Source organism: Niveispirillum sp. FG156, from assembly GCF_057809555.1.
The window spans coordinates 1-22090 of sequence record NZ_JBMDKE010000043.1; the positions used below are offsets into that span (position 1 = coordinate 1).

At 63.1% G+C, this 22090-nt stretch carries 9 protein-coding genes; 8 read left to right on the forward strand and 1 reads right to left on the reverse strand.

Annotated elements, in window-relative coordinates:
• Positions 1 to 4153 (reverse strand): RHS repeat domain-containing protein (locus ACODSP_RS22975; protein WP_488967870.1); only part of this gene is annotated, 4153 nt, incomplete at its 3' end.
• A gap of 649 nt (positions 4154 to 4802) precedes the next feature.
• Between ACODSP_RS22975 and ACODSP_RS22980 the strand changes: the two genes are divergently transcribed.
• The 8 genes from ACODSP_RS22980 to ACODSP_RS23015 all read left to right on the forward strand — a co-directional run bounded on the left by ACODSP_RS22980 (position 4803) and on the right by ACODSP_RS23015 (position 22053).
• Positions 4803 to 9281: a hypothetical protein gene (locus ACODSP_RS22980; protein ID WP_488967871.1), complete on the forward strand. Its 4479-nt coding sequence runs from the start codon at positions 4803 to 4805 to the stop codon at positions 9279 to 9281.
• A 180-nt stretch (positions 9282 to 9461) separates the two neighbouring features.
• Positions 9462 to 9662, forward strand: a complete 201-nt coding sequence (locus ACODSP_RS22985) for an RHS repeat domain-containing protein (protein WP_488967872.1) — start codon at positions 9462 to 9464, stop codon at positions 9660 to 9662.
• A 48-nt stretch (positions 9663 to 9710) separates the two neighbouring features.
• Positions 9711 to 17327: a hypothetical protein gene (locus tag ACODSP_RS22990; RefSeq protein ID WP_488967873.1), complete on the forward strand. Its 7617-nt coding sequence runs from the start codon at positions 9711 to 9713 to the stop codon at positions 17325 to 17327.
• Between the two features lies 1 nt (position 17328).
• Positions 17329 to 17805: a hypothetical protein gene (locus ACODSP_RS22995; RefSeq protein ID WP_488967874.1), complete on the forward strand. Its 477-nt coding sequence runs from the start codon at positions 17329 to 17331 to the stop codon at positions 17803 to 17805.
• A complete protein-coding gene (locus tag ACODSP_RS23000) occupies positions 17802 to 17999 on the forward strand; it encodes a hypothetical protein (protein ID WP_488967875.1) in 198 nt (65 codons plus the stop codon). Before ACODSP_RS22995 ends, ACODSP_RS23000 begins: the two co-directional genes overlap by 4 nt.
• A gap of 338 nt (positions 18000 to 18337) precedes the next feature.
• Positions 18338 to 19312, forward strand: coding sequence for a hypothetical protein (locus ACODSP_RS23005; protein WP_488967876.1), 975 nt, complete (start codon positions 18338 to 18340; stop codon positions 19310 to 19312).
• Positions 19313 to 19372: 60 nt separating this feature from the next.
• Positions 19373 to 20842 (forward strand): DUF2142 domain-containing protein, encoded by a 1470-nt coding sequence (locus ACODSP_RS23010; protein ID WP_488967877.1) that lies wholly within the window; start codon positions 19373 to 19375, stop codon positions 20840 to 20842.
• A gap of 248 nt (positions 20843 to 21090) precedes the next feature.
• A complete protein-coding gene (locus tag ACODSP_RS23015; RefSeq protein WP_488967878.1) occupies positions 21091 to 22053 on the forward strand; it encodes an AraC-like ligand-binding domain-containing protein in 963 nt (320 codons plus the stop codon).
• Positions 22054 to 22090: the final 37 nt, after the last annotated feature.

Below are 22090 nucleotides of genomic sequence, written 5' to 3' on the forward strand. Positions count from 1 at the left end.
AGCGGCTCGCCATGCCCGATGGGTCGGTCGCGGTCTTCAGGCGGCCATAGGCGTCATAGGTGAAAGTCGTGGTGGGCCGGCGCGCGGTGGCCTCACCCCAGGGCGTGATGGCGGGCTGTTCCAGCTTGCTCAGCAGGCCCGTCGCGGGGCTGTAGGTCAGGTCAGTGACGGCGCCGCGCGCATCGGTCACCCGCTTGGGCTTGTTCCAGGTGCCATCCCATTCGGCCCGGACCGTGGTCACGGCCAGGGGAGAGCCGGGGCGGGCCACGCGGGTCATGCTGGTCGGGTTATTGCGCTTGTCATAGGTCAGGCGCTGCTTCTCCCCCATCGGGTAGAGATATTCCACCACCCGGCCCCGCCCGTCAGGCGTCAGCGCCGTGATGCGCCCCAGCTCGTCCACCACCTGCCGCAGGCGGCCATCGGTGTCGTAGCGCGCCGTGTAGCGCCCGCCCAGCGGATCGGTCCGCACCCCGCCCAGGCCGGCGGCATAGGCAAAGGTCCAGGGGCCGCGCGTGGCCGGCTCGGCCACCGCCTGCGCATCCTCCACCGTCGCCACACGACCCAGCGCGTCGTACCCCCAGCGCAGGAAGGGCGTGTTGAGGTCAAGGGGGCGGTAGGCCTCCGTCAACCGGTACTGGTCATTCACCACACCGGCACGGAATTCATAGGTCTTGCCGTCCACGCCGGTGTGGTTCCAGCCCAAACCGGTCGTGATGCTGACGGCGCGGCGATCCGTATTGCCGACGGGCAGGCCATTGTTGAACCCGTCCAGGCCGGAGCGCACGAAATCGATGCGCCGGCCCAGATTGTTCGACACCGACAGCAGGTGCTGCTGCTGCCCCGGCGTGGCATCATAGGTCAGGTCGAGCGCGACGCCCTGTTTCAGCTCCCAGCGCGCCAGCCGGAAACCCTGCTGCACGAAGCAGCCGTAATATTCGGACGTGTCGGTGACATAGGCATGGTCGAAATGCTGCTTGTCGCCATTGGGGCTGGTCACCGTCAGGCGCAGGCCCCGGTAATCCCAGCCCCGGTTCTGCGGCAGGGTGGCCCCGGAACCGCCGGCGCCCGACAGGATGCAGGAACTTTCGATATAGGGTTTGCGCCAACCGGGGTTGGTGCTGCTGCCCGCGGTCACGCTCAGGGTCGTCGGCCCGCCGCCGGGGCTGACCCAGCTGCCATTGGCCAGACGCACGAATTGCTGGGTGCTGCTGCCCACCGTCACGGTGGCGACATTGCCGGCCAGCGTCTCCAGCCACCAGGATGCGGCCAGGGCGGCGGCGGCCTCACGCTGGGGCGATGGATCGGCGCGGTAGATGTCCTGCAGGGCCAGGAAGGCCGTGACGGTCCCCGCCGTGGCGCGCAGGTCGCCCGTGCCCATGGTTTCGGCGACCGAGGAGGAGATGCTGGCCGAGCTGGTCCAGTTGGTGGTCCAGGGTGTCTGCGGCTGATAGGGGGATTGCGGGGTCGACCCCAGCTGTTCACGCTGTCCGCCGCGCCAGATCAGGCTGGCCGACAGCTGATAGGGGAATTTGCCGCTGCCGACCGTCAGGCCCACGGGGCTCTGATAGGTCAGCTTGCCGGATTTCAGATCGACGCCGCGGTCCGATGACCGGTCGGCAAATTTGGCCTTCAGGATGTCGGCGGCTGTGGAGGGGTCGTATTGCGCCTTCTGGAAGGACTGGATGCCCGCACCGCCACCCTTGGCCAGGGCCCCCATGGGGTTGAAATTCACCGCGACATGCGCGATGGCCACCGGATCGCCGGCGCTGTCATACTTGGTGGCGACCAGGGCGCCGCCGCGCGCCCGGCTGACGCCGCGCGAATAGGTGACATAGTTGCCGCCCCCGACATCCGGTGTGGCGTGGCGCGTGATATTGCCCATACGCGCGCCCGGCCCCAGGAAACTTTCCGCCGAGGTGACGATGGTGTAGCCGGCATTGGCATAGGCGGCCACGGCATTGACCAGCCTGAGCTTGAAGACGTCGTCGCCCCAGAGCTGCCCCACCGGATAGATGGAGCCGCCGGAGCCAAGATTGCCGACCTGGCCGGCGGGCAACTCGCTTTGCCCCTCCGTCACCGTCAAACTGCCCGCGGCAGCGGCGTTGGCGGCACTGTACTGGTAAAAGCGGCGGGGGCCGGCGCTGGTCCAGGTCGTGGCATTGACCTTGATGGCCGGATCGGTATTCAGGGCGGGGTCGGACCCGGTATAGCCCGTGGAAGGCTTATTGGCCCAGGCCATGCGGGTGGTGGTGGAAACGGCATCTGGCGTATCGGCGGCCTCCACCGGGACCTGACCCTCCAGTGCCTCGCCCGTATGCGCGATGGCCAGAAGGCCCGCGCGCCGCGCGACCGTATCGGCTGTGCGGCTGGTCAGGCTGATGGCGCTGTCAATGTCGATGCGGTCGAAACTGTCGGCGATGGTGTAGAACCACTGGCTGGTGCCGGCGCTGTCGCCCTGCGACGCCTTGATCCGGTCGATGGCGCCCAGCTTGATGTCCGCCGCCACCACGCCCAGGGAATGGTGCTGCACAAAATGCGCGTCGGCCAGCGTCGCATGCAGGCGCGCCGCCGTTCCCGACTGGGCCAGCCACGCCCCGGCCATCTGCTCGCGCCGGGCGTCGCCGATGGTGGACATGTAGGGGCTGCAGGTCGGTTCCTGCTGACTGTCGAAATCGTCACAGCCGCGCGACGTGCTGTTGGTCGCCGGTGACAGCCGGTCCAGGCGCGATCCCCAGCGGGTCGTGGTCTGCGGTCCCGTCCAGCCCCAGCCATTGACGATGGCGACGGGCAGCGTCAGGTCCACGGCCTTGGTCACCTGCGCATCCATATAGGCGCCGGCCAGGGCGGCATAGGGATGGTTGGCCGTCAGCAGGATGCGGGTGGCGCGCCCATCGCGAACCTCCTGCGCCACTTCGCCCCGAACCAGATCGATATCGCCGATATCCTCGCCCCGCAGGCGCAGGGTGGCAACCAGCTTGTTCAGGCCGCTATCGGGATTGCCGCTGGTATGGGTGCTGGGCGCGGCGGCCTCGATCCGGTTGAAATTATTGTCCAGCACCAGCTTGTGCGCCGCAATCCGGTCGGCGAACAGGTCGCTGGCCAGAAGCTGGATATCCTCGATCAGACCGGATAGGCGGTTGACCTTGGTGAAACGCACCTCCACGCGCAACTTCGTCCGGTAGGCGTCGGGGATGTTGTCCCAGGTGGCGTCGACATTGCCCCGGGCCGGGCCGCCGGCATCGGTGCCGGCCTGGATCTCCGGCTCGTTGATCAGATCGGACAGACGGCCCGCCGGTGCATCATCCTTCAGCAGGGCGCTGTCGATATGGGACAGCAATGTCGCGGTGCGCGTGTCCAGGGTGCCGTTCAGCGCCGTGCCCTGCAGGTCGCGCACATAGGGCACACCCGACGCCGTGCCGCTCTCCATCCCGCCGGTGGCCGCCGTCAGGGCGGAGCCGGCGGTGTAGCCGGCCTTGCCGGCCACCGAATCGCTGCCGGACCGGGCATAGGTCTTGACGCTGGGGTCCAGGAGGACGGGCTGTCCGTTGACGGTTGCCTGCACCCAGACATGGCTCATCACCACCTGGCTGACCGTGCCCGCATAGGCGCAGTCGGCCTTGGTCTCGCCATTGATACGGGCGGGGATGCCGCCGCTGGACAGAAGCTGGCAGGCGGCCTTGGCGCTGCTGATGCCCGTCCAGGCCTGAAACTGCGCGCCGGTCAGGGTCAGCCGGCCCAGCTGATAGCGCCCGGTGGTGTTGCCGGCGGCCTTCAGCAGCTCCACCAGCAGCTGCGCCTGGTCAAACACCGTGCCCGCCCGGTCGATCAGCGCGCCATGCGCGCCACGCCCCAGGCCATAGGCCCAGACCATGTCGACATTGTCGCGCACAAAGGCGGAAAGCTTGACCGGATCGGAACCATAGGCCGCGACGGCACCCCGGAAATCAGCATCGGGAAGGGCAAACGTATCCGCCGTAGAAACCGTCCCCAACGGTGCGAAATAGGCCAGAGCCTGCTCCGGAGAAACCAACGGCGCCGTCCCAATCCGAACCGCCGCCGGCTCCTCCGCGCTGCTTTGCGCCAAGGCCGGGGCCGGGGCGCCACAAAGGATGGCGAGGCTGATGACGGTGCGCGCCGTGGTTTGAAAATCCATGGAAATCACGCCCTTCAGCTCTCATAAAGTTATATGATATTTGCATACTGGATTCTTTTTCCGCTTGGCAAGCGGTGATTTTGTATTCACTATCGATTTCCAATCGTCGTAGCTCGAAGAGTTCGGCGTTCTCGAGGTTATTCTGTAGTAATTCCCCGATATATTTAGAAGTTTATAGGAATTTCTAAAGAATTCTGGGGTATGTTTTGTTGTGTGAAGGGATGGGGCGGTTATGGATTCTAGAGATGGTGGAGGTAAATGACTTGCAACACCTTTGCATTGTCTTTTTTGCCGTATCGCGCACCCGCCATTGCCAGTCGGGCCGCAATCATCCCCGCTGATCCTGATCAGTGCCCTCTACTCTTACGACGTATAAGGGGTGATTGAGGTTTGCCACCTCTGTGACGGCATCATCACCTGCCGCATTGATGTCGCTGGCAACCCCAGGACCTTGAACGTCTACATCTGAATGCCGGTCAGGCGTCCGGGGCGCAAACAACCCCGGATGGTCCTGATGCCCCATTGACGGGGCGCAAGGTTTCTCTTTTGGCGCTGTCCTTACCGATGCGCCATGGCTGACACGCCCGCGAGGGCGGGCAGCCGCCAGTACGCAGTATCTGTGCAACCAGTTTTAGAGTGAGAAACAGACATGGCCCAGTATCGCGAGGGTGCTGTAAATCTCCTTTTCGGTGAGACGGTTGTCTCCGGTGCCGGCACGCGCTGGCTGGCCAATGTGAAGACTGGCGACATGCTGCTGATCGGGTCCAATGGTCCGTCGGCCTTTGTGGCTTCGGTCCTTTCCGATACGGAGCTTCTGCTGGAGCAGGGCTGGTCGGGGCCCGACGCCACCGGCGCCGTCTATGCCATCCACCGCGATTTCGATCCGACAACGGGCGCGCCCCTTATGGCGCCGGGCGATACGGCCCTGCACATCATCTTCAATCGTGCCGTCAGCCGTCTTTCGGTACAGACCGGTGTGGCCATTGCCGGCAGTGAGGCGGCGCAACAGGCCATCACCGCGCGTGTAGCGGCGGAAGCAGCGGCAGCGGCAGCCACAACCGCCAGCGCAGAGGCCAATGACGCGCGGGAGGCGGCGGAAACCGCCGCCCAGACCGTGGCGACCGATGCGGCGGCGGCCTCTGCGGCGGCGGCGGCGGTTGCGGCTGATGCCGCCAGCGCCAGTGGCAATGCCGCCGCCGCCGCGGCCAGCGCCGCAACAGCCGGTACCGGGGCTGCGACGGCGACGAGCGCTGCGGGGAATGCCGTGGCTGCCAGGACGGCTGCAGAGGGTGCGGCGGCACAGGCGCAGAACTGGGCCGTCAAGATGGATGGCCCCGTGACCGGGGATCAGTATTCGGCCCGCAAGCATGCTGCCGATGCGGCAGGGTCGTCGACGGCGGCGGGTGCGTCTGCCGCTGCGGCGGGGAGCAGCGCCGGTCAGGCCGCTGCGGCGGCGGCCAGCGCCCAGGATTCCATGGGCGATGCGGTCGAAGCCCGTGACCTTGCACAGACGGCGGCATCCGCCGCTGCGACGGCGCGGGATGGCGCCCAGACAGCGGCGACGGCGGCGGCACAGGACGCGACCGATGCCGCCACTGCCGCCACCGCGGCCGGTACGGCGAAGGATACGGCTGTTGCCAGCAGCGGTACGGCAACAGCGGCGGCCAGCGCTGCCGCCGCTTCGGCCACCGCCGCAGGGGGCAGTGCCGGTCAAGCCCAGGATGCGGCCACCACTGCAACCCAGGCAGCAGGCGACACGGATGAGGCCCGTGATGCGGCGACGGCGGCAGCCACCGCCGCAGCCCAGGATGCAGCCGACGCCGCCACCGCCGCTGTTACCGCCGGCGGTGCGAAGGATGATGCCGTCACGGCGGCAGCGGCGGCGCAATCGGACGCGGCGGACGCCCTGGCCGCCCGCAATCTGGCCCAGGCCTGGGCCGTCAGTCCGGAAAACACCGCCATACCGCAATATCCCGGCAATTACTCCGCCCTGCACTGGGCCAAGAAGGCAGCCGATTCTGCAACCGAAGCGGCGGAGATTGTCGCCGGCAATAATTTCGGCGTCATTGGCGATGGCGGCAGCGCACAGTTCACCGCCGGTGGTCCGGGAGCGACGCTGAATTTCGTGGCGGGCGCCGGTGTGCAGCTTGGCTTCAATGCCGGCACGCGGGCCGTCAGCATCGCTGCCGCCGAAACCGCCGTTGCCCCCGGCAGCTATGGCAGCGCCACCCAGGCCCCGACCTTCACCGTGGATGCCAGAGGTCGTCTTACCGCCGCCGGCAATGTCACGGTCGCGCCTGTCTGGAGTTCGATCTCCGCCAAGCCGACGACGCTGTCCGGATATGGCATCACCGACGCCATGCCCGCCACCGGGGGCACCTTTACCGGCAATGTCAAAATACGCGGGACCGATCCCTATTTCATTCTGGACGATAGCGACTATACAGACGCCAACGGTCTTTTCGCACTGCGCACGAACAACAACAATTTGATGATCGTGAAGAATACGGCGGCTGGCCGGGATTTTTCCACGTCATCGACGCTGCTGCTCTACAATGCCGCTTCGGGAAACTGGAGTGCCGGTGCCGCACAGTTCAGTGCCGGCAGCCTCGCCGCCACTGCGGCAACGGGGACCGCCCCTCTCACGGTGACCTCCACAACGCTGGTCAATAACCTGAATGCTGACTTGCTGGACGGGCTGCACGCGGCAACGGATGCCACTGCGTCGACAGTGGCTGCGCGTGATAACACCGGCACACTGAAAGCAAATCGATATCGTACAGGCCCACAGACTACAGTTCCGGGTGTCGGTACGTTTACGTTAACTGCCAGTACTGGAGTCATGGAGTTCTCTGAGGCTCAGTCCCTGGAGCCGGGAGATGTGATAATCGGGTATCGTGTTTCTAACGGTACTTATTCACATTTTTTGATCGCAGGGGGTTCTGGCACCACGTATTACCGTAACTCGGTGAATGGGGCGAGTACGACAGTTATTGTCTTCGATAGTTTTACCATTGTTAAACCATCCCTGGCACTGGAGGGTTTAAACTCCGGTTTGACCCCCAGTGCGGGGGCCGGTTCACGCCTTATGTATGACCCATCATATAGCGTTCTGAGGATTGGGGGGGCAAACGCCAGGAATTCTTTTACTGGCCACACTGGTCTTGCTTGCTATGGCACGGACGATGGCAGTCTGGCGCCCATGGTAGTACTTGGCGCAGCCAACAGCACTGTGCTGCCGCAGGCACCTCGTGTTGTCATGTCTCGACATCGTGGGCCTGCAAGTTCGCCCTCTCCGGTTCTTGGTGATGACACGGTTGGCTTTCTGCATATGACCGGGGCGGTTCCTGCGGGCACAGGTGTTGGTTTTGCGGATTTCCTGAAAATCCAGACAAATGTCTCATATAATGCTAATACTACCAAGTATGCGTCTTCAATTTTCTTTATAGGGTTGGATGGAAAGCAGGAGAATCACTTCTTTTTACAGTCCTATGCCGGCAATGTATACTTGAACGCTGGCAAGGACTGGAACGGGGACCCCGCTGCATTTCAATTTGGTGCGCATTTGCCGAATGGAATCGGCCCTCTTGCGCGGCTTGATCATAGCTCAACATATTTCAAAGCCAGAAGCTTCTCTGTATCCAGCTACGATACCGCTGTGTCCACCTTCTTCAAGGTGTCACATTATGGCGCCGCAGGTACCTGCGCGCAGATGACCTTGGCAAGCGGGCGAGGGACGCACGACGCAGGTCTGTACCCGCAAGCTTCCGACACTCTGGGTCAGATCGAGTTTTCCGGTTACGCCGAAAATGTCGGTTACGAGCTTCGTGGTGCATCGATCCAGGCTATCGCCGCCGCGAACTGGTCGCCCACTGTCCGCACCGCCGATTTGGCGTTTTCGACTGTCAGCGGCACCACGACAAATGAAGGCATGCGCCTGAGTTCAGGCGGGAAGCTCGGTATTGGCACTGCAACGCCGCAATCTATTTTGCATGTAAGTAAAGGTGCAGAAACAGTTCCAGGTTCTGGCAGCGCCGGCTTGCCGCTGCACCCCGACACGGCGGCGGTGATTGCAAGCGGAAATAATGGTGCAAGATTCGCAACCTATGCTGCAGGCTCGTCGAGTGGCGGGTTGTTTATGGGCTACGCGGGCAATTCCCTGTCTTCGCCGACATTCCCGCCTGCTGACGCGAGTTTGGGGTCAATTGTTTGGACCGGTTGGGCTGAGAACTGGTCCACTGGTGCCAACATCAACGTGCGGGCGGACACGACCTGGTCGTCTTCCAACCGTCCCACACGCATGGAATTCCGCGTGTCTGATGCGGACGGTTCTGTAAAAGAGCGTTTTCGGATTAAACCCAACGGTTCCATTTCTAATGGTGCTGATGCGGTCAATCTGTTCAATCCGAACGGCCATCTGACACCGCGCCCCTACACCGTTTCTGCGCTCCCGGATATCACTCCGACTGCCGCGGGTGAGCTTGTATATGTCACCGACGCTGATGGCGGCAGCGTCCCCGCATTCTGGAATGGCACAAACTGGGCGCGAACCAGTGATCTGAGTGATGTCACCGCCGCTCCTGCCTCTGGCGGTGGGGGGGCGCTGCAACTTGTCGAAGTGGTGACCGTGTCTTCCGCCGTCAGCTATGTCAGCTTCACTCAGATGACGGAAAACCCTGGGATCTACCATGTCGAGTTTACGAACGCGCAGTGCAGCAGTGGGAATTTAGCGGTTCAATTGAGTATTGGCGATCAATGGGAGAATTCAGCATTTTACGCCTATAGAATGGAATCTCTGGTCATTACTGATGCAGGCCCGAATAGCATGTACTTTGCTGAACAGGATTATATTTCCTTGAATACTGATGGAACCCTTATGTCGTCAGGTACAGTGAAATTGGTAAGGTCTACGGAATGGATTCCTGACATAGATAGTAACCGATCCATATTGTCTGAAGTCGTAAATGAAGAAGGTGCGTTTGCCGGCGCGCCCATGAAATGGAACTGCTGGGGTCTTTTAAGCAGCACGCGCCAGCAGGCATTGGAAAATATCCGGTTCCTATCATCAGATGGCGGAACAATTACCGGAGGCACGTTTAGGCTTTATAAAAAGCAAATAAGTCTATGAAATTAGAACGCATAAAATCCAGAACCATTCTCCCCTATTATGGTGAAAGTCGGTTCTGTGCGTATGTCGTACTGGGATTTGTTTAGCCGACATCTCCCAGTTTTCTTTGAAGGCGAGTGCATGTTGCATTTGCATTAAAAATTTCAGAAACCCCACCCCTCAAGGATCATGGAGGTTATCTTGGCACGTTCCCTGATTATTGGACTGGCTGCGCTGTTCTGCCTGACGGCTGCGCCGGCCTTGGGCCAATCAGCGCCTCAGGTTTCCTACAAGTATGACGCTCTGGGCCGCCTGATCGAGGTGCGCTACCCCAATGGCCGGGTGATTACCTACACCTACGACGCCGCTGGTAACCGTCAGCAGGTCGTTGTCGGCGGCTGATCTGCCACAACGGATGCCCGTTCCCCTCCATTGCAAGGTCGCCCCTGAATGTCTGCAAACAGGTTGCAAGGTTTCCCAGCCGGAGAGCTGCCGCTGGCCGCATTGCTGGCACAGTTGCCCGCAGCTGTTGGCGGTCAGGCGAACATCACCCTCCCGGCTCTGTTCGCGGCGATGGTGCAGGACCCTGCGGCGGATCAGGCCTTTGCAGGGCCGGAGGGTGAGTATTTCATTCAGGCCCTGAACGGCGTGACCGTGGTTGCCGCTATCGCGCCCGACACCTTTGCCCCGGTTCATGCGGCGGCCTTTGCGGGGGCGACCGGTCCGGTGCTTGTCGCGCTGTCCTGCCGCGACCCGCTGATGACGGCGCTGACCGGTACGGGCAAGGCCCGGCCGGACATCGCCGCCGCCGATCTGGGCATCGCGAGCCTGTCGGGCCGGGCCGCCGCCCATGCCCTGATCCAGGGATGCTTTACCCGGCTGTCGGGTTTCGTGCAATCGGTGGCCGCCACCCATGCCGGCCGGCAGGTGGTGTTGACGGGTCACGGGACCGGTGGCTATTTCGCCTTGGCCCTGCGCCATATCCTGGACGCACAGGTTCACCGTGCCTATGCGTTCGATGCCCCGTCCCATGGCCTGCGCGCCGCCTGGCCACCGGCTGGCGGCGATGCGGATGACCGTGTGCTGGAAGTACGCTCGATCGGTGCTGACAGCCGGCACGAGATGGAGCCGGCGCTGGGGCGGCGCCTGCTGGTTGACGGGGCCAGTTTCGGTTTCCATGTTCCGGGCCCGCTGGATGCGGGGCCCGGACGCAATACCCGACCTGACCGTGGCTTGCGGCGGCTTGCCGGGGATGCCCGGCCCGAGCCGCTGGTGGCACCGCTATTGAGCCTTGGCGGCGATGCGCCGGGCCAGACGCGGTTGCCTGCGGACCATCCGCGCCGCGACCTGCTGCGGCTGCTGGGTGGGCATCTGGCCCAGACGGGGGAGGCAGGCACGGTCCTGCGCCTGAAACAGCACGATGATGGGGCCGCCCGCATCGACATTCCCGGCGCCGTGGCCGGCGATCAAGCGCCACCGGCCCGTGGCCTGCGTTTTGATTTCGCGGGCAGTATGGCCGTCGGCGGGGTACCGGGCTTTACCCTTCATGCCGGGCAGGGGCGGGTATGGGGGGAGGGGGTATCCACCATCCTGGAGGTTCAGCCGTGGGATGGTGGCGCCTATGCGGCGGATATCGCCGTCGATCCTGCAACGGGACTGTTGAGCGGCAGCCCCGGCAATATCGCCGCCGGCGCCTTGCTGTCGCAGATTTACGGCTTCGGTGACGACCATCCGCTGGTGCCGCTGCCCCCCGCCGTGGCCCCGGCCGAGCAGATTGCCGATGCCTGGCGTCAGCGCGGCGCCTGGATCGATCCCGAACTGGGTGTGACGGCGACGCCGGACCTGTCGCCCGTTCTGTCCGATGGCATGCCGAATGCGCCTTTGTCCGTGCTGGGCATCACGGATGCCGGGCCGGCGGACGCCGTGCGCAGCCTTGTCCGCCGTACGGCGGAGAAAGTGCGTGCGCCGCTGGATGCGCTGTTCGGTCTGGGTGTTGGCGGCTACAGCTATGAAAAGGCCATGGACAAGGGCTATACCGGCACGATGGTGATGCTGACCACCGTCACCACCCTCATGCGTGCGCTGGAGGTGCCGGTGGCGGCAATGCTGCCGCCCCCGGCACTCGCCACGCTGCTGGTCGAGGCTGCATCCCGTTTCGCGGGTGGTCAGCTGGGTGCCGGCGCGCCCGTGTCCGGCACCCAGGCGTGGCAGGATGCGCTGGGGGCCGCCCGCCTTGACGGTGCAGACATCCGCCTGTCGGAATGCTGGCGTGTGGCCGACCCGATGGCACCCGATTCCCGCGCCTGGCCGGCCCTGCTGGCCGCGCTCACCCTGACCACGCGTATCGGGTCAAATCTGGCCGGCCTGGTCGGACTTGCCGCCCAGACGGGGGTGCCGGACCTGCCCTCCGCCACCATCGGCCTCGTCACCCTGGACGGTCCCCGATCAGCGGTCGCCCATACCCTGTCCGCCACCCGCGCTGGCTTTGCGGGGCCGGAGGAACTGCTGACCTGGAAGGCCGCCGCCCTTGCCGATACGGGGCAGCAGTTGGTTACCGCCACCCTGTGCGGCCTGCAGCTGCTGGCGGGAGAGGCCCCCGCCGTGACCCTGGCCCATCAGTCCGCGGCGGATCAGATCACGCTGTCCGGGACGGGGGCCGACCTGTCGGGAACCGATCGGGCCGTCCTGCTGAAGGCCATGGTGAACCGGCTGCTGGCGTCGGTTCGCCAACCGGATGACGCTGCCATCGCCGCCCTGCTGGCGCGCGGCTGGGTGGACTGGCTGATCGCCGCACAGGACCCCGACTTCCGGCAATCCATACCGCGGCAGGAAACGCTCTATCCCTGGTTTGACAGCCTTATGGCGGCCCAGGGGCTGGCAGGCCTGACACCTGTGCGCCGTCCCGTTCTGGGGGGTGATGCCGTCGTGCTGGAGGGTCTGCTGGGGGAACTGCGCCGATTGGCCTCCCGCCTGCTGGCCGCCGGCGGCCTGCCCACCCCCGCCTTCGACGCCCTGGTGGATCTGGCCGATGCGCTGCCGGTCCTGGCCCTGGAGATGCGGATACCGGAAGGCACGCTGCCGGTCCTTCCGGCCACGGGCACGGCCAGCGCCCGTCTGACCCAATGGCTTGATGAGACGGACAGCCTCACCGTCGCCGTCCTGCAATATGCCATCGATACCAGCCCGGTGACCGTACCGTTACCGTCCGGCTTCAAGGCCGAGAGCCAGGCCGCGACCCAGCCGGACGGTACGCTGCTCACCACCATTCTGGTGACCTGGAACCCCCTGGGGCCGGGTCAATCCGCGCTGATTCAATGGCGCCGCCGGGGTGATGCCGACTGGTTCGGCGTCACCATGGACCTGGGTGTCCTGCGTCATGCCATCGGTCCTCTTGTCGCCGGGCAGACATATCAGGTGCGGATGGCGCGCCGTGCCGAGGATCGCCGGCAGTCCCCCTGGACCGCCCCGATTACCATCACCCCGCCCAGCAGCCTGGAGGAGGCGCGCGTCGCCGGCCTGGAACTGGCGGGCCAGGGTTCGGATACCACATGGGAGGGGCGCGACGTCCGGATCAGCTGGCGCGGCGCCTTCCCCGCCGCGACCATTGATCCCGTTAGCGGCCAGGCATCCTCCCCGGACGCCTATCTGCGCGGATATGCCATCCATATCCTGGACGATGCCAGCGGCAGGCTGCTGCGCGAGGAACCGGTGACAATGGTCACCGATTATACCTATCGCTATGACGACAATGTCGCCGACAGCCGTGCCCTTGGTCTTAGCGCCCCTTGCCGCCAGTTGCGTTTCCAGGTCTCGATCGTGCCCAAGGTCGGGCAGGCCTTCGGAACCGCCACGGTCACCGTCACCAATCCGGCCCCGCCAAAGGTGATCGTCGCCGCGCAGGCTGGCCTCGGCATGCTCTCCATCGCCGTCACGCCTGTCGTCGATCTTGATCTCGACGGCTATGCTGTCTGGATCTCCGATCAGCCGGGCTTTGATCCCGCCGAAACCGACCCTGTCTATCGCGGCCCGTCGCCCACCTATATCCAGCGCAATCTCACCATTGGCACATGGTATGTGCGGGCCGTGGCGATCGATGCCTTCCAGCCACGGGAAAGCATCGATCTCGGCAGCCTCGAAATCTCGGACGAGGTGACCGTCGATCTCCGCGACATCACCGTCGACACCACACCTCCTGCCGTGCCGACCGGCCTGACGCTGACAAGCAGCCTCACCACCTCTCCTTCCGGTGAGCAGGGTGTGGTGCTCTTTGCCGATTGGAACCGGAACGAAGAGGAGGATTTCCTTCTCTATGAGATCGAGATCATGGAAGGCGACGGGCCGCCGGTCCCGTTCACCTGTGGCTTGCCTGTCGGCAGCACGCCTCGCTACTGGTGGAATGCCAAGCAGAATACGGCATACACGGTCCGCGTCCGCAGCGTTGACCGCAGCGCCAACAAGTCCCTGTACTGCGCCGACATCCATCACACCACGCCCAAGGATGATGTGCCGCCGGGCGCCGTCTCCGGCTTCACGGCGGAAAGCTCGTTCCGCAGCGTCTTCCTGTCATGGACCAACCCCACTGACGCCGATCTGGCCTTTATCGAGGTATGGTCCGGCAGCAGCGGTGACCTTGACGGCGCCGCCTTCATCGGTTCGGTGAAAGGCGAGGCGTTCGTCGATGCGGGCCTGGATACGGGCTCCACCTATTATTACTGGCTGCGGGCCGTCGATACGTCCGGCAATCACGGTCCCTGGAGCGCCGTTGCCTCCACCACGACCGGGGCGATCAGCAAGGGAGATACCGAACCGGGTCCGCCGGCCATTCCCACGGGCCTGGCCATCACCCAGCAGGGCACGCAGCTGCCCGATGGCACCTATCAGGTCAAACTTCTTATCGACTGGAACGATAATGGCGAGGCTGATTTCTCCCATTATGAGTACCAGTTGGCGCGGCAGAACAAGAGCACGCTGACCTGGGATCCCTACCGCTCCTTTCTGACCGGGATCAGCAAAGCCGAGGCACTGGGCGAGAGCGGTTTCAAGTATCGCGCCCGCGTGCGGGCTTTCGACTTCGTCTCCAATGCCAGCGCATTCACAGCACCGGTCGAGTTCACCGCAACCGGTGATCTGGTTGCTCCGCCGGCACCGACCTGGACCGGAACGCCGGTAACCGCCGGTACCAAGACCATTACCCTGAAATGGGTGAACCCCGCCGTTTCCGACTGGTTTGAAACGGAGATCCATGTCTCGACCAGTGGCACGGTACCTGACAGTGGCGCGGCCCCGACCGTTACACTGACCAGCGACAACTGGGTCTTCGCCACCCCCGCCCTTGGCACCACCTATTATTTCTGGCTCCGGGCCAGGGATGTGTCGGGAAACCTGTCCGGCTTCTCGACCCGGGCTTCGGGTACCACGAACGCCGTCGGCACATTCGACTTCGTGACAGGCAGCGTTTCCGCCAATATCCTGTCAGCCGGCAGCATAAGCACGGGGTTGCTGGAGGTGGCCAATCGCGCCATCACCATCACCAACCTCACCTTCGAGCCCAATGCCCCCACCGCCAACAGCGTTCAGTGGAAGCCGGTCGTTTCCGGCACCTCGCAGGTCGCCTACAAGAATTCCAGCGGTGCCGTGCGCACCCTGACCATCACCGGCGGCAGCCATGCCTGGTCCTCGGGTGTGGCCTATCTCTATCTGTCCGGCCTGGACGAGATGGCGGATGGCGCATCGATCGGCGTTTCCGTCAACACCAGCTATGCCACCGCATCGGCGGCGGGCAATGTGATCCTGGCGACATATGCCGGCAGTGACCGCCTTGTCGCCACCTATGGCACCACCGTGATCACCGGCGACGGGATTCAGACGAATTCCATCAAGGCCAATCATATTACATCCGGCAGCATCCGGACGGTGCTGACCACGACCAGCGAACTGACGGCGGACCTTGTCCGCATCGGCCCCGGCCCCACCGGCGCCGCCGGGCTGAACAGTATCTTCACGCCGGGATCGACGACCATCAATGGCGGGGTGATCGAAACCGGCACCGTCAAGGCCAACGCCCTGGAGGTCCGGTCCCAGAACTACACCACCACCATGGCGATGACGCCGAAATCCGGGGGCGTGTCCGGCAAGCTTTCCTGGTCGGCGGGCTATGTCAATTACGGGGATGGCGCGACAAGTCCCCAGATCCCTGCTTCCTCCACGACGGCGACGGGCTACGTGGCCTGGACCGTCAATGACAGCACCCTGTCCACGGGCCTTTCCGCCTCAACTGCCTTTGGTGCCCCAAACCGGTTCGTGCTGGGTTACTGGGATGCCGCCTTGAACATGTGGTATCCGAAGGCGTCGGCAACCGTCATCAGTGGCGATTACATCCAGACCGGGGCCATTGTAACCAGCCACATGACCGCCGGCACCATCAACGGTGACCGCATTCAGACTGACAGTCTTGACGCAGGGAAGATCAAGGCGGGGACGGTTCTTGCCGGCAACATCACGGTCGACGGAACCGCCATCAGCGAGACGACCAGCCGGGCGGCCAATCCCGCACTGCGCGTCAATGAAGGCTCGACCAACATTCAGCCGGGGAAGATCACCATCTCGGGCACGACGACACTGTCCAGCTGGGCGGCGGGCGGTGACAACACCAAGATTGATGGCGGTCAGATATTCACGAACAGCATCGCGGCGAACAAGCTGACCGTCGGTAATCGCGGTGTGCAGGTTGACCGCCTGGACTTTACAACAAACGGGAACACGATCTCCTGGACTTACGGGCGGCTTGTCTGGGTGGATGATAATGGCGTCACCCGCACCTGCGAAATTCTGCCCGGTTCCCACAATTACTCATCTTCCGGCGGTGACGCCACCTACATCTACTGGACCAAGACGACCGCATCCGAAGCCGGCTTGACCACGACCAAGTCGCCCTCCACGGCGGTTGCCGCGAACACCCTTCTCATCGCAACCTATTATGGTGGGACTAATTACTCCGCCACGATGGGCCGTACCATCATCGATGGCGATTACATCAAGACAGGCACGGTCAAGGCCAACCACATCACGGTAGGTAGCTTGTCTGCAATCAGTGCCAACATGGGTACTGTGACGGCCGGCAGAATCGAGGCTGACGTCGCTTTCCTGGGATCGATAACCGCAAGCCAGATCACCAGCGGCACTTTGGCCCCGGTCCGTATCCCCAACCTGTCGGCCTCCATCATCACGTCCGGCACTCTCGACCCGGTCCGCATTCCCAACCTGTCGGCCTCCGTCATCACATCCGGCACCCTCGACCCGGTCCGCATCCCCAACCTGTCGGCTTCCGTCATCACATCCGGCACCCTCGACCCGGTCCGTATCCCCAGCCTGACGGCGGACAAGATCACTTCCGGCAGTATCCTTGCCACCGATATCAGTATCGGAACCAGCTATCCTGGGTCAGCCCGGTTGTTCCTGCATTCCAATGGGGGAATTCCCGGCGGCCTGCCGCGGATCATTGTTGATGACGAAGGCGGGCAGCGTCGCATCGAACTGGGCCGCCTGGGCCCGAACCCGCCCGATTATGGCCTGGTCATCCGCAGCAGCAGTGGGGACACAATTCTGTCGGCCACAGGCCTGGGGGTCAATACGGTCGCCACAGGCCAAATCGTCCCCGGCTCGGTGACCACCACCACCCAGACCAGCGCCTCGTCCAGCACGCTCTCATCGACCTTTACGACCGTCGTCCACAACACCCTGGTATCCCATGGTGGCAAGATGGTGAAGATCGATATCAGCGGATCGCTTTCCGCCTCTCTGTCCACCGCCAACCCCAATTGCAATATTGCGGTCTACCTGTACCGGGACAGCAGTGTGATCGCGACCTGGGGCGGTGTTATCAATGCGCAACTGCCCGCCAACGAAACCAACTGGGGGGTGGGCACCGCCCTTGGCCTGACCTATGTGGACACGGCCCCGCCGGGCAGCAGCAGCAACTATTCGCTGGTCATCGGTCGTTCCGGCGGTGCCGGTGGTAATGCAAATTCCTGCCGTCTGACCCTGACGGTTCTGAGAACGGAGGCCTGATATGGACGGCGTACAGGATGCCCCCATCAACGAGACATCCCTGGGCCCGTCGGACATGCCCGTCCCTGTCCGGGCCCATTTCGCGCATTACGACCCGCAAACGGGCAGGATCGTCCAGGCCGGGTTCTGTCAAAGCTTCGATCTGCCCTTGCAGGTGATCGAGGGCCTGTCCCGCATCGATCAGCGCTGCGCAGACCCGGACCGACAATTCGTCGATATGACCGGTGCTACGCCGGTGATTACTGATCGACCGTCATTGCCGGTATTCGACAAGGTGCAGGTCGTTGCAGGCAGTGAAGATTCCGCCACCATCACGGGATTGCCGGTTCCCTGTTCGGTTTCCATCGATGGGGTGGAATATGAACTCACGAACAGCACGCTGGAGCTGGCGTTCGATTATGTCGGTGACTATGAGGTTGCCTTCAATCACTTCCCTTATCTGCCCTATAATGTCACGATCAAGGCGATATCCCAATGAAGCTGGTGATCACAAAATCGCGTGAAGCGATCGCCCAGGCCCGGCAACGGGCCTATCTGGACACCTGGCCCCTTCACCGGCAGATGGAAGCCCACGCCGAGGCAGCGCAGGGCCGCCCGCAGAAGCGGGACCAGATGCTGGCCGATCTTGTCGCCATCAAGGCATCGCTGCCCTATCCGCGCACGGACCAATGATCGGGGCGGAAATTGTGCGGATATCCCCCAACAGGGGTTTTCCGTCGCATCGTCGGCGGTCGCTGAACGGGGAAACCCCGATTTTCTCTCACGAACGATACAAAACGCTCTTTCGGGCTAACACCCCAAATTCGCGATATAATAACCAACGCCTGCAATTCGAATTCATATCAAAAGATATATACAACTAGTATTTTAGTATAAACTATATAGGTTTCAATTTATAAATTGACCTTTGCGCTTTCCGGCGTGTATATAGCTATAATTGGTGGGCCGCCCCGGAAGCCATAAAAATACGGGGGTTTCCTTGCGCAAAATACTGAAGCGCGGAGAAGAAAATGATAAAATATGCCTACGCTTTGATATCCGTCCTCTACGCTTTTCTGGCCGGCTATCCTGCCCTGGCCGATACGCTTCAAAATGCCAGCGTTTCGTTTCACGGCCATAATGTCTATTCTCCCACCATCATCCGTGAGGATGGTCTTTGGAAGATGTGGTACAGCGGCTGGCAGAGCCCCAGCGACTTTCCCAATGACCGCATCTTCTATCGGGTCTCGGCGGATGGGGTGAGTTGGAACGGCGCGGTGCAGGTTCTGGGCCCGGCCGACATGCCGGTGGCAGCCGGGCATATCGGTGATCCCAGCGTCACGGTGGAGGTCAACAGCTTCACCGGTCAGAAGCAATATACGATGTTCTATACGGTCTGCGTCGATCCCTGTGGGCAGATCGACAATCAGGTCTGGTCATCAGTGTCCAATGACGGTTTGACCTGGGGATATCCGCAATTGCTGGTCTCCGGCGAGGGGGCGGGGGAACCCAGCGCCGTCCTGGACGTCAGCGGCGACGGTCGGCATTGGCGGGTCTATTTCGGCAAGCGGGTCCAGTCGCAGTGGAACAAGGTCCATATGGTGAATGTCAATGGTAACCGTCAGGCGATGGCCGCCCCCGTCACCGTGCATGAACGGGCTGATGGTGCCCTGCTGGGCAACCCGGAAGTGCGGCAGATCGACGGCGCCTGGCATCTTTTCTATAATGTGTTCATGCCGCCCAACCAGATACCGTTCAGCTATGACATCTATAAGTCTGTCGCCAGCACCAACACGTCATGGGGTGCTGCCTCCGGGTTGGTGCTCAACCAGGCCGGCGTTCCAAACACCTACTGCTCCACCACCAGTCCGGGGGTGAGCGCGGCAACGGCGGGAAGCGGCTATGCTTATGACATATTCTTCGGCAATGTCATCTCAACCGCGACGGGGAACTGCGATCTGTCGCAGAACCTGTTCATCAGTCGCTGGCGCTTCACCATTCCCTGATCAGGCAAGGATTTCCTTGGCAGCCTCATGATCGTTCCGGCCTTTCCCTCCTGGATGAAGATGCGTTTGGTCTTTCTGCGGCCCGTGATGGTGGCACTGGGTTTCGCCTGTCTGATCCTGCCGTTCCTGCTGACCGCCATTCTGCTGGTCCCACCAGGGGAAGTGCCTGATGAGGAGGCGCATATGGTGCGGGCGGACAGCCTGCGCCATGGCGAGATCATGGGAAGGCGCGGGGGCACCATCACGATGCCCGATGGTCAGCAGGGGCCCAGTGCCGGCGTCATTGCCGATCCGGCCCTTCTATGGGCCGGCAAGGCCCTGCCGCCGGGAATGGGGGAGAAGGTCGATCAAGCCATACTCGACCGGGTGAAGGGTGTGGCCTGGGGTGAGGTCACTTACGTGCCAGTGTCCAACACGGCGGTCTACGGTCCGGGCTTCTATGTGCCCGCCGCGATCGCCATCACCCTGGTCAAGGCCGGCGGCGGCACACCCTATAACGCCATTCTGGCGGCACGCGGGCTGAACGCCATCCTTTATATCGCCATCGGTGCGGCAGCGCTCTGCCTGGCGCGGCGCGGCCATCTGATCTTGCTGTTCGTCCTTGGCCTTCCCATGTCGCTGTCCCTGGCGGCGTCGGTCAATCAGGACGGGTTGATGATCGCCACCAGCGCCATGGTGGCGGCCTTGCTGACGCGGGTGATGCCGGATGGCGACCGGCGCGGCAGCTGGGCGGCGGCCGGGCTTCTCTGTATCCTGCTGATGGCCAAGCCGGTCTATCTGCCGCTTGCCCTCCTGCTGCTGCTGCCCTTGCCGCGGTTCCGCCAGGCGGCTGTGGCCGGAGGCCGGTGGTTCGGGGTCGACCGGTCATCGGTGGTTGCCTTCCTGCTGGTCTCGCTTGTTGCCCTGGGATGGGCATTGGTCAATGCCGCCTTCGTCTCTGTTCCCTTCATCAAGTCCCCGTACGAAACGGGGCCGCTGGCCATGGTGGCGGAGACCCTGACGACGACGTCACCGGGGCGGCAACTGCACGTGCTGCTGAACAGTCCGTCGCGTTTCATCACGCTGCCATTGGCCACCATCGGGCATGAGGCCGAACTGTGGTGGCTGCAATTCGTCGGTGTCCTGGGCACCAATGACCTGCTGTTCGCCAAGGGCTTCTACGGCTTCTGGGGGCTGGTCTGCGGGTTCACGCTGGCGGTCACCCTGCTGGGTTCGTTCCGGCCAGGATCGTCCTGGCCCGCCCTGGCCGATGCCATCCTGCTGGCCGTGGCCATCCTGGTCAGCATCTGGCTGATGCTGATCGGACAATATCTGTCATGGACCCTGGTCGGTGCCCCCCTGATCGAGGGGATGCAAGGCCGTTACTTCCTGCCCCTGGTGCCGTTCCTGATCCTGGCCCTTCCGGTGGGTCCAAGGGAAGAGCGTCTGTTTTTCGGACCCGCCGCCTTGGTCCTGCTGGCCGCGACCGTCTTCGGTGCCGCAATCAGCCTCGACCGGCTGCTCACAGCCTATTATATCGGCGGTGCCTGAGATCCACCGGGCTTACATCGTCCACGGCACCCCCGTGGAACACACGCGATTTTAAGTCAGTATTAATTTCCATAAGGAAAGTTATCGATTTTTTGATGCTGTAAGGGTGGGTTCTATTTTGAAGTGCGCCTCTCTTTTATAATCAGATGGTTAGGGATTGTTGCCGGACACGATGCAGCGGCCATCCATAAGCTGATGGTGATTGGATTTTTCTGTGATAGGCTCGGCGCAAAGGTCAAGGGAAGCTTATGCAACGTTTCTCCACCTGTGGCCTGCCATCGCCACGCGCCAAGATCGATTACCTGAAACAGGTGCTGTCCTCCGTCTTCACGGATCTGGATGTGGAACCGGACGTGCCCGGGGAATTCGATAACCATATCCGCAGTACCGGGCTGGGCAGCCTGTCCATCGCGCATGCCGTTTCGGCCCCTGCCCGCATCATCCGCCGTCATGGCGTTGCCGCCGCTGGTGAGCATCTCTATTTCTTGCACACACAGTTGGATGGCCGCATGCATGCGGTGCAGGACGGGCGCGAAGGCTGGCTGGAACCGGGCGACATGGTGCTGTGCGATACGGCGGCGCCCTATGATCTGGGCCTGTCCGGCCCGTCACGCACCCTGATCCTGGGTATTCCGGCCTCTGAGCTGCGCCGCCGGGTCGTGGCACCGCAGGGCCTGCTGGGACGGCGGTTGCAGGGGGCGGCGGGGCCGATGCGGATGGTTCGTACGCTGGTGACGGAGGTCTGGGAACAGGCCGATGGCGGTGACGGTCTGTCGCATCCGGTGGGGGACAGGCTGGGTGCCACCATCCTGGACCTATTCGCCACCGCCTGCCATATGCAGTTCGGCGCCGGGGCAGAGGATGGGGCACTGGCCGACGGCCACCGCGCCCGCATCCGCCGCCATGTCGAAGCGCACCTGTTCGATCCGGAACTCAGCCCCGCCGCTGTCGCCGCCGCCCTGGGCCTGTCACCCCGCTATCTGCGCCTGCTGCTGGCCGGCGATGGCGAGGGCCTGACCGCCTATATCCTGCGCCGCCGGCTGGAGGAATGTGCCCGGCAGCTGCATGATCCAAGCCATGCCGGGCGCAGCGTGACGGAACTGGCCTTTGCCTGCGGCTTCAATGATGCCAGCCATTTTTCCCGCACCTTCAAGGCCCGCTTCGGTCGCACCCCGCGCGATTATCGCCAAGACCCGTTCGTGATGGCGTGATTGCCGTTCTGACCAAGTTTCCCTGCCGTCCCGGTCA

Bases quoted from the DNA above. Each gene is read 5' to 3' on its own strand.
- ACODSP_RS23015 (WP_488967878.1), top strand. From the start codon at position 21,091: ATGCAACGTTTCTCCACCTGTGGCCTGCCATCGCCACGCGCCAAGATC.
- ACODSP_RS22980 (WP_488967871.1), top strand. From the start codon at position 4,803: ATGGCCCAGTATCGCGAGGGTGCTGTAAATCTCCTTTTCGGTGAGACG.
- ACODSP_RS22990 (WP_488967873.1), top strand. From the start codon at position 9,711: ATGTCTGCAAACAGGTTGCAAGGTTTCCCAGCCGGAGAGCTGCCGCTG.
- ACODSP_RS22995 (WP_488967874.1), top strand. From the start codon at position 17,329: ATGGACGGCGTACAGGATGCCCCCATCAACGAGACATCCCTGGGCCCG.
- ACODSP_RS23005 (WP_488967876.1), top strand. From the start codon at position 18,338: ATGATAAAATATGCCTACGCTTTGATATCCGTCCTCTACGCTTTTCTG.
- ACODSP_RS23000 (WP_488967875.1), top strand. From the start codon at position 17,802: ATGAAGCTGGTGATCACAAAATCGCGTGAAGCGATCGCCCAGGCCCGG.
- ACODSP_RS23010 (WP_488967877.1), top strand. From the start codon at position 19,373: ATGCGTTTGGTCTTTCTGCGGCCCGTGATGGTGGCACTGGGTTTCGCC.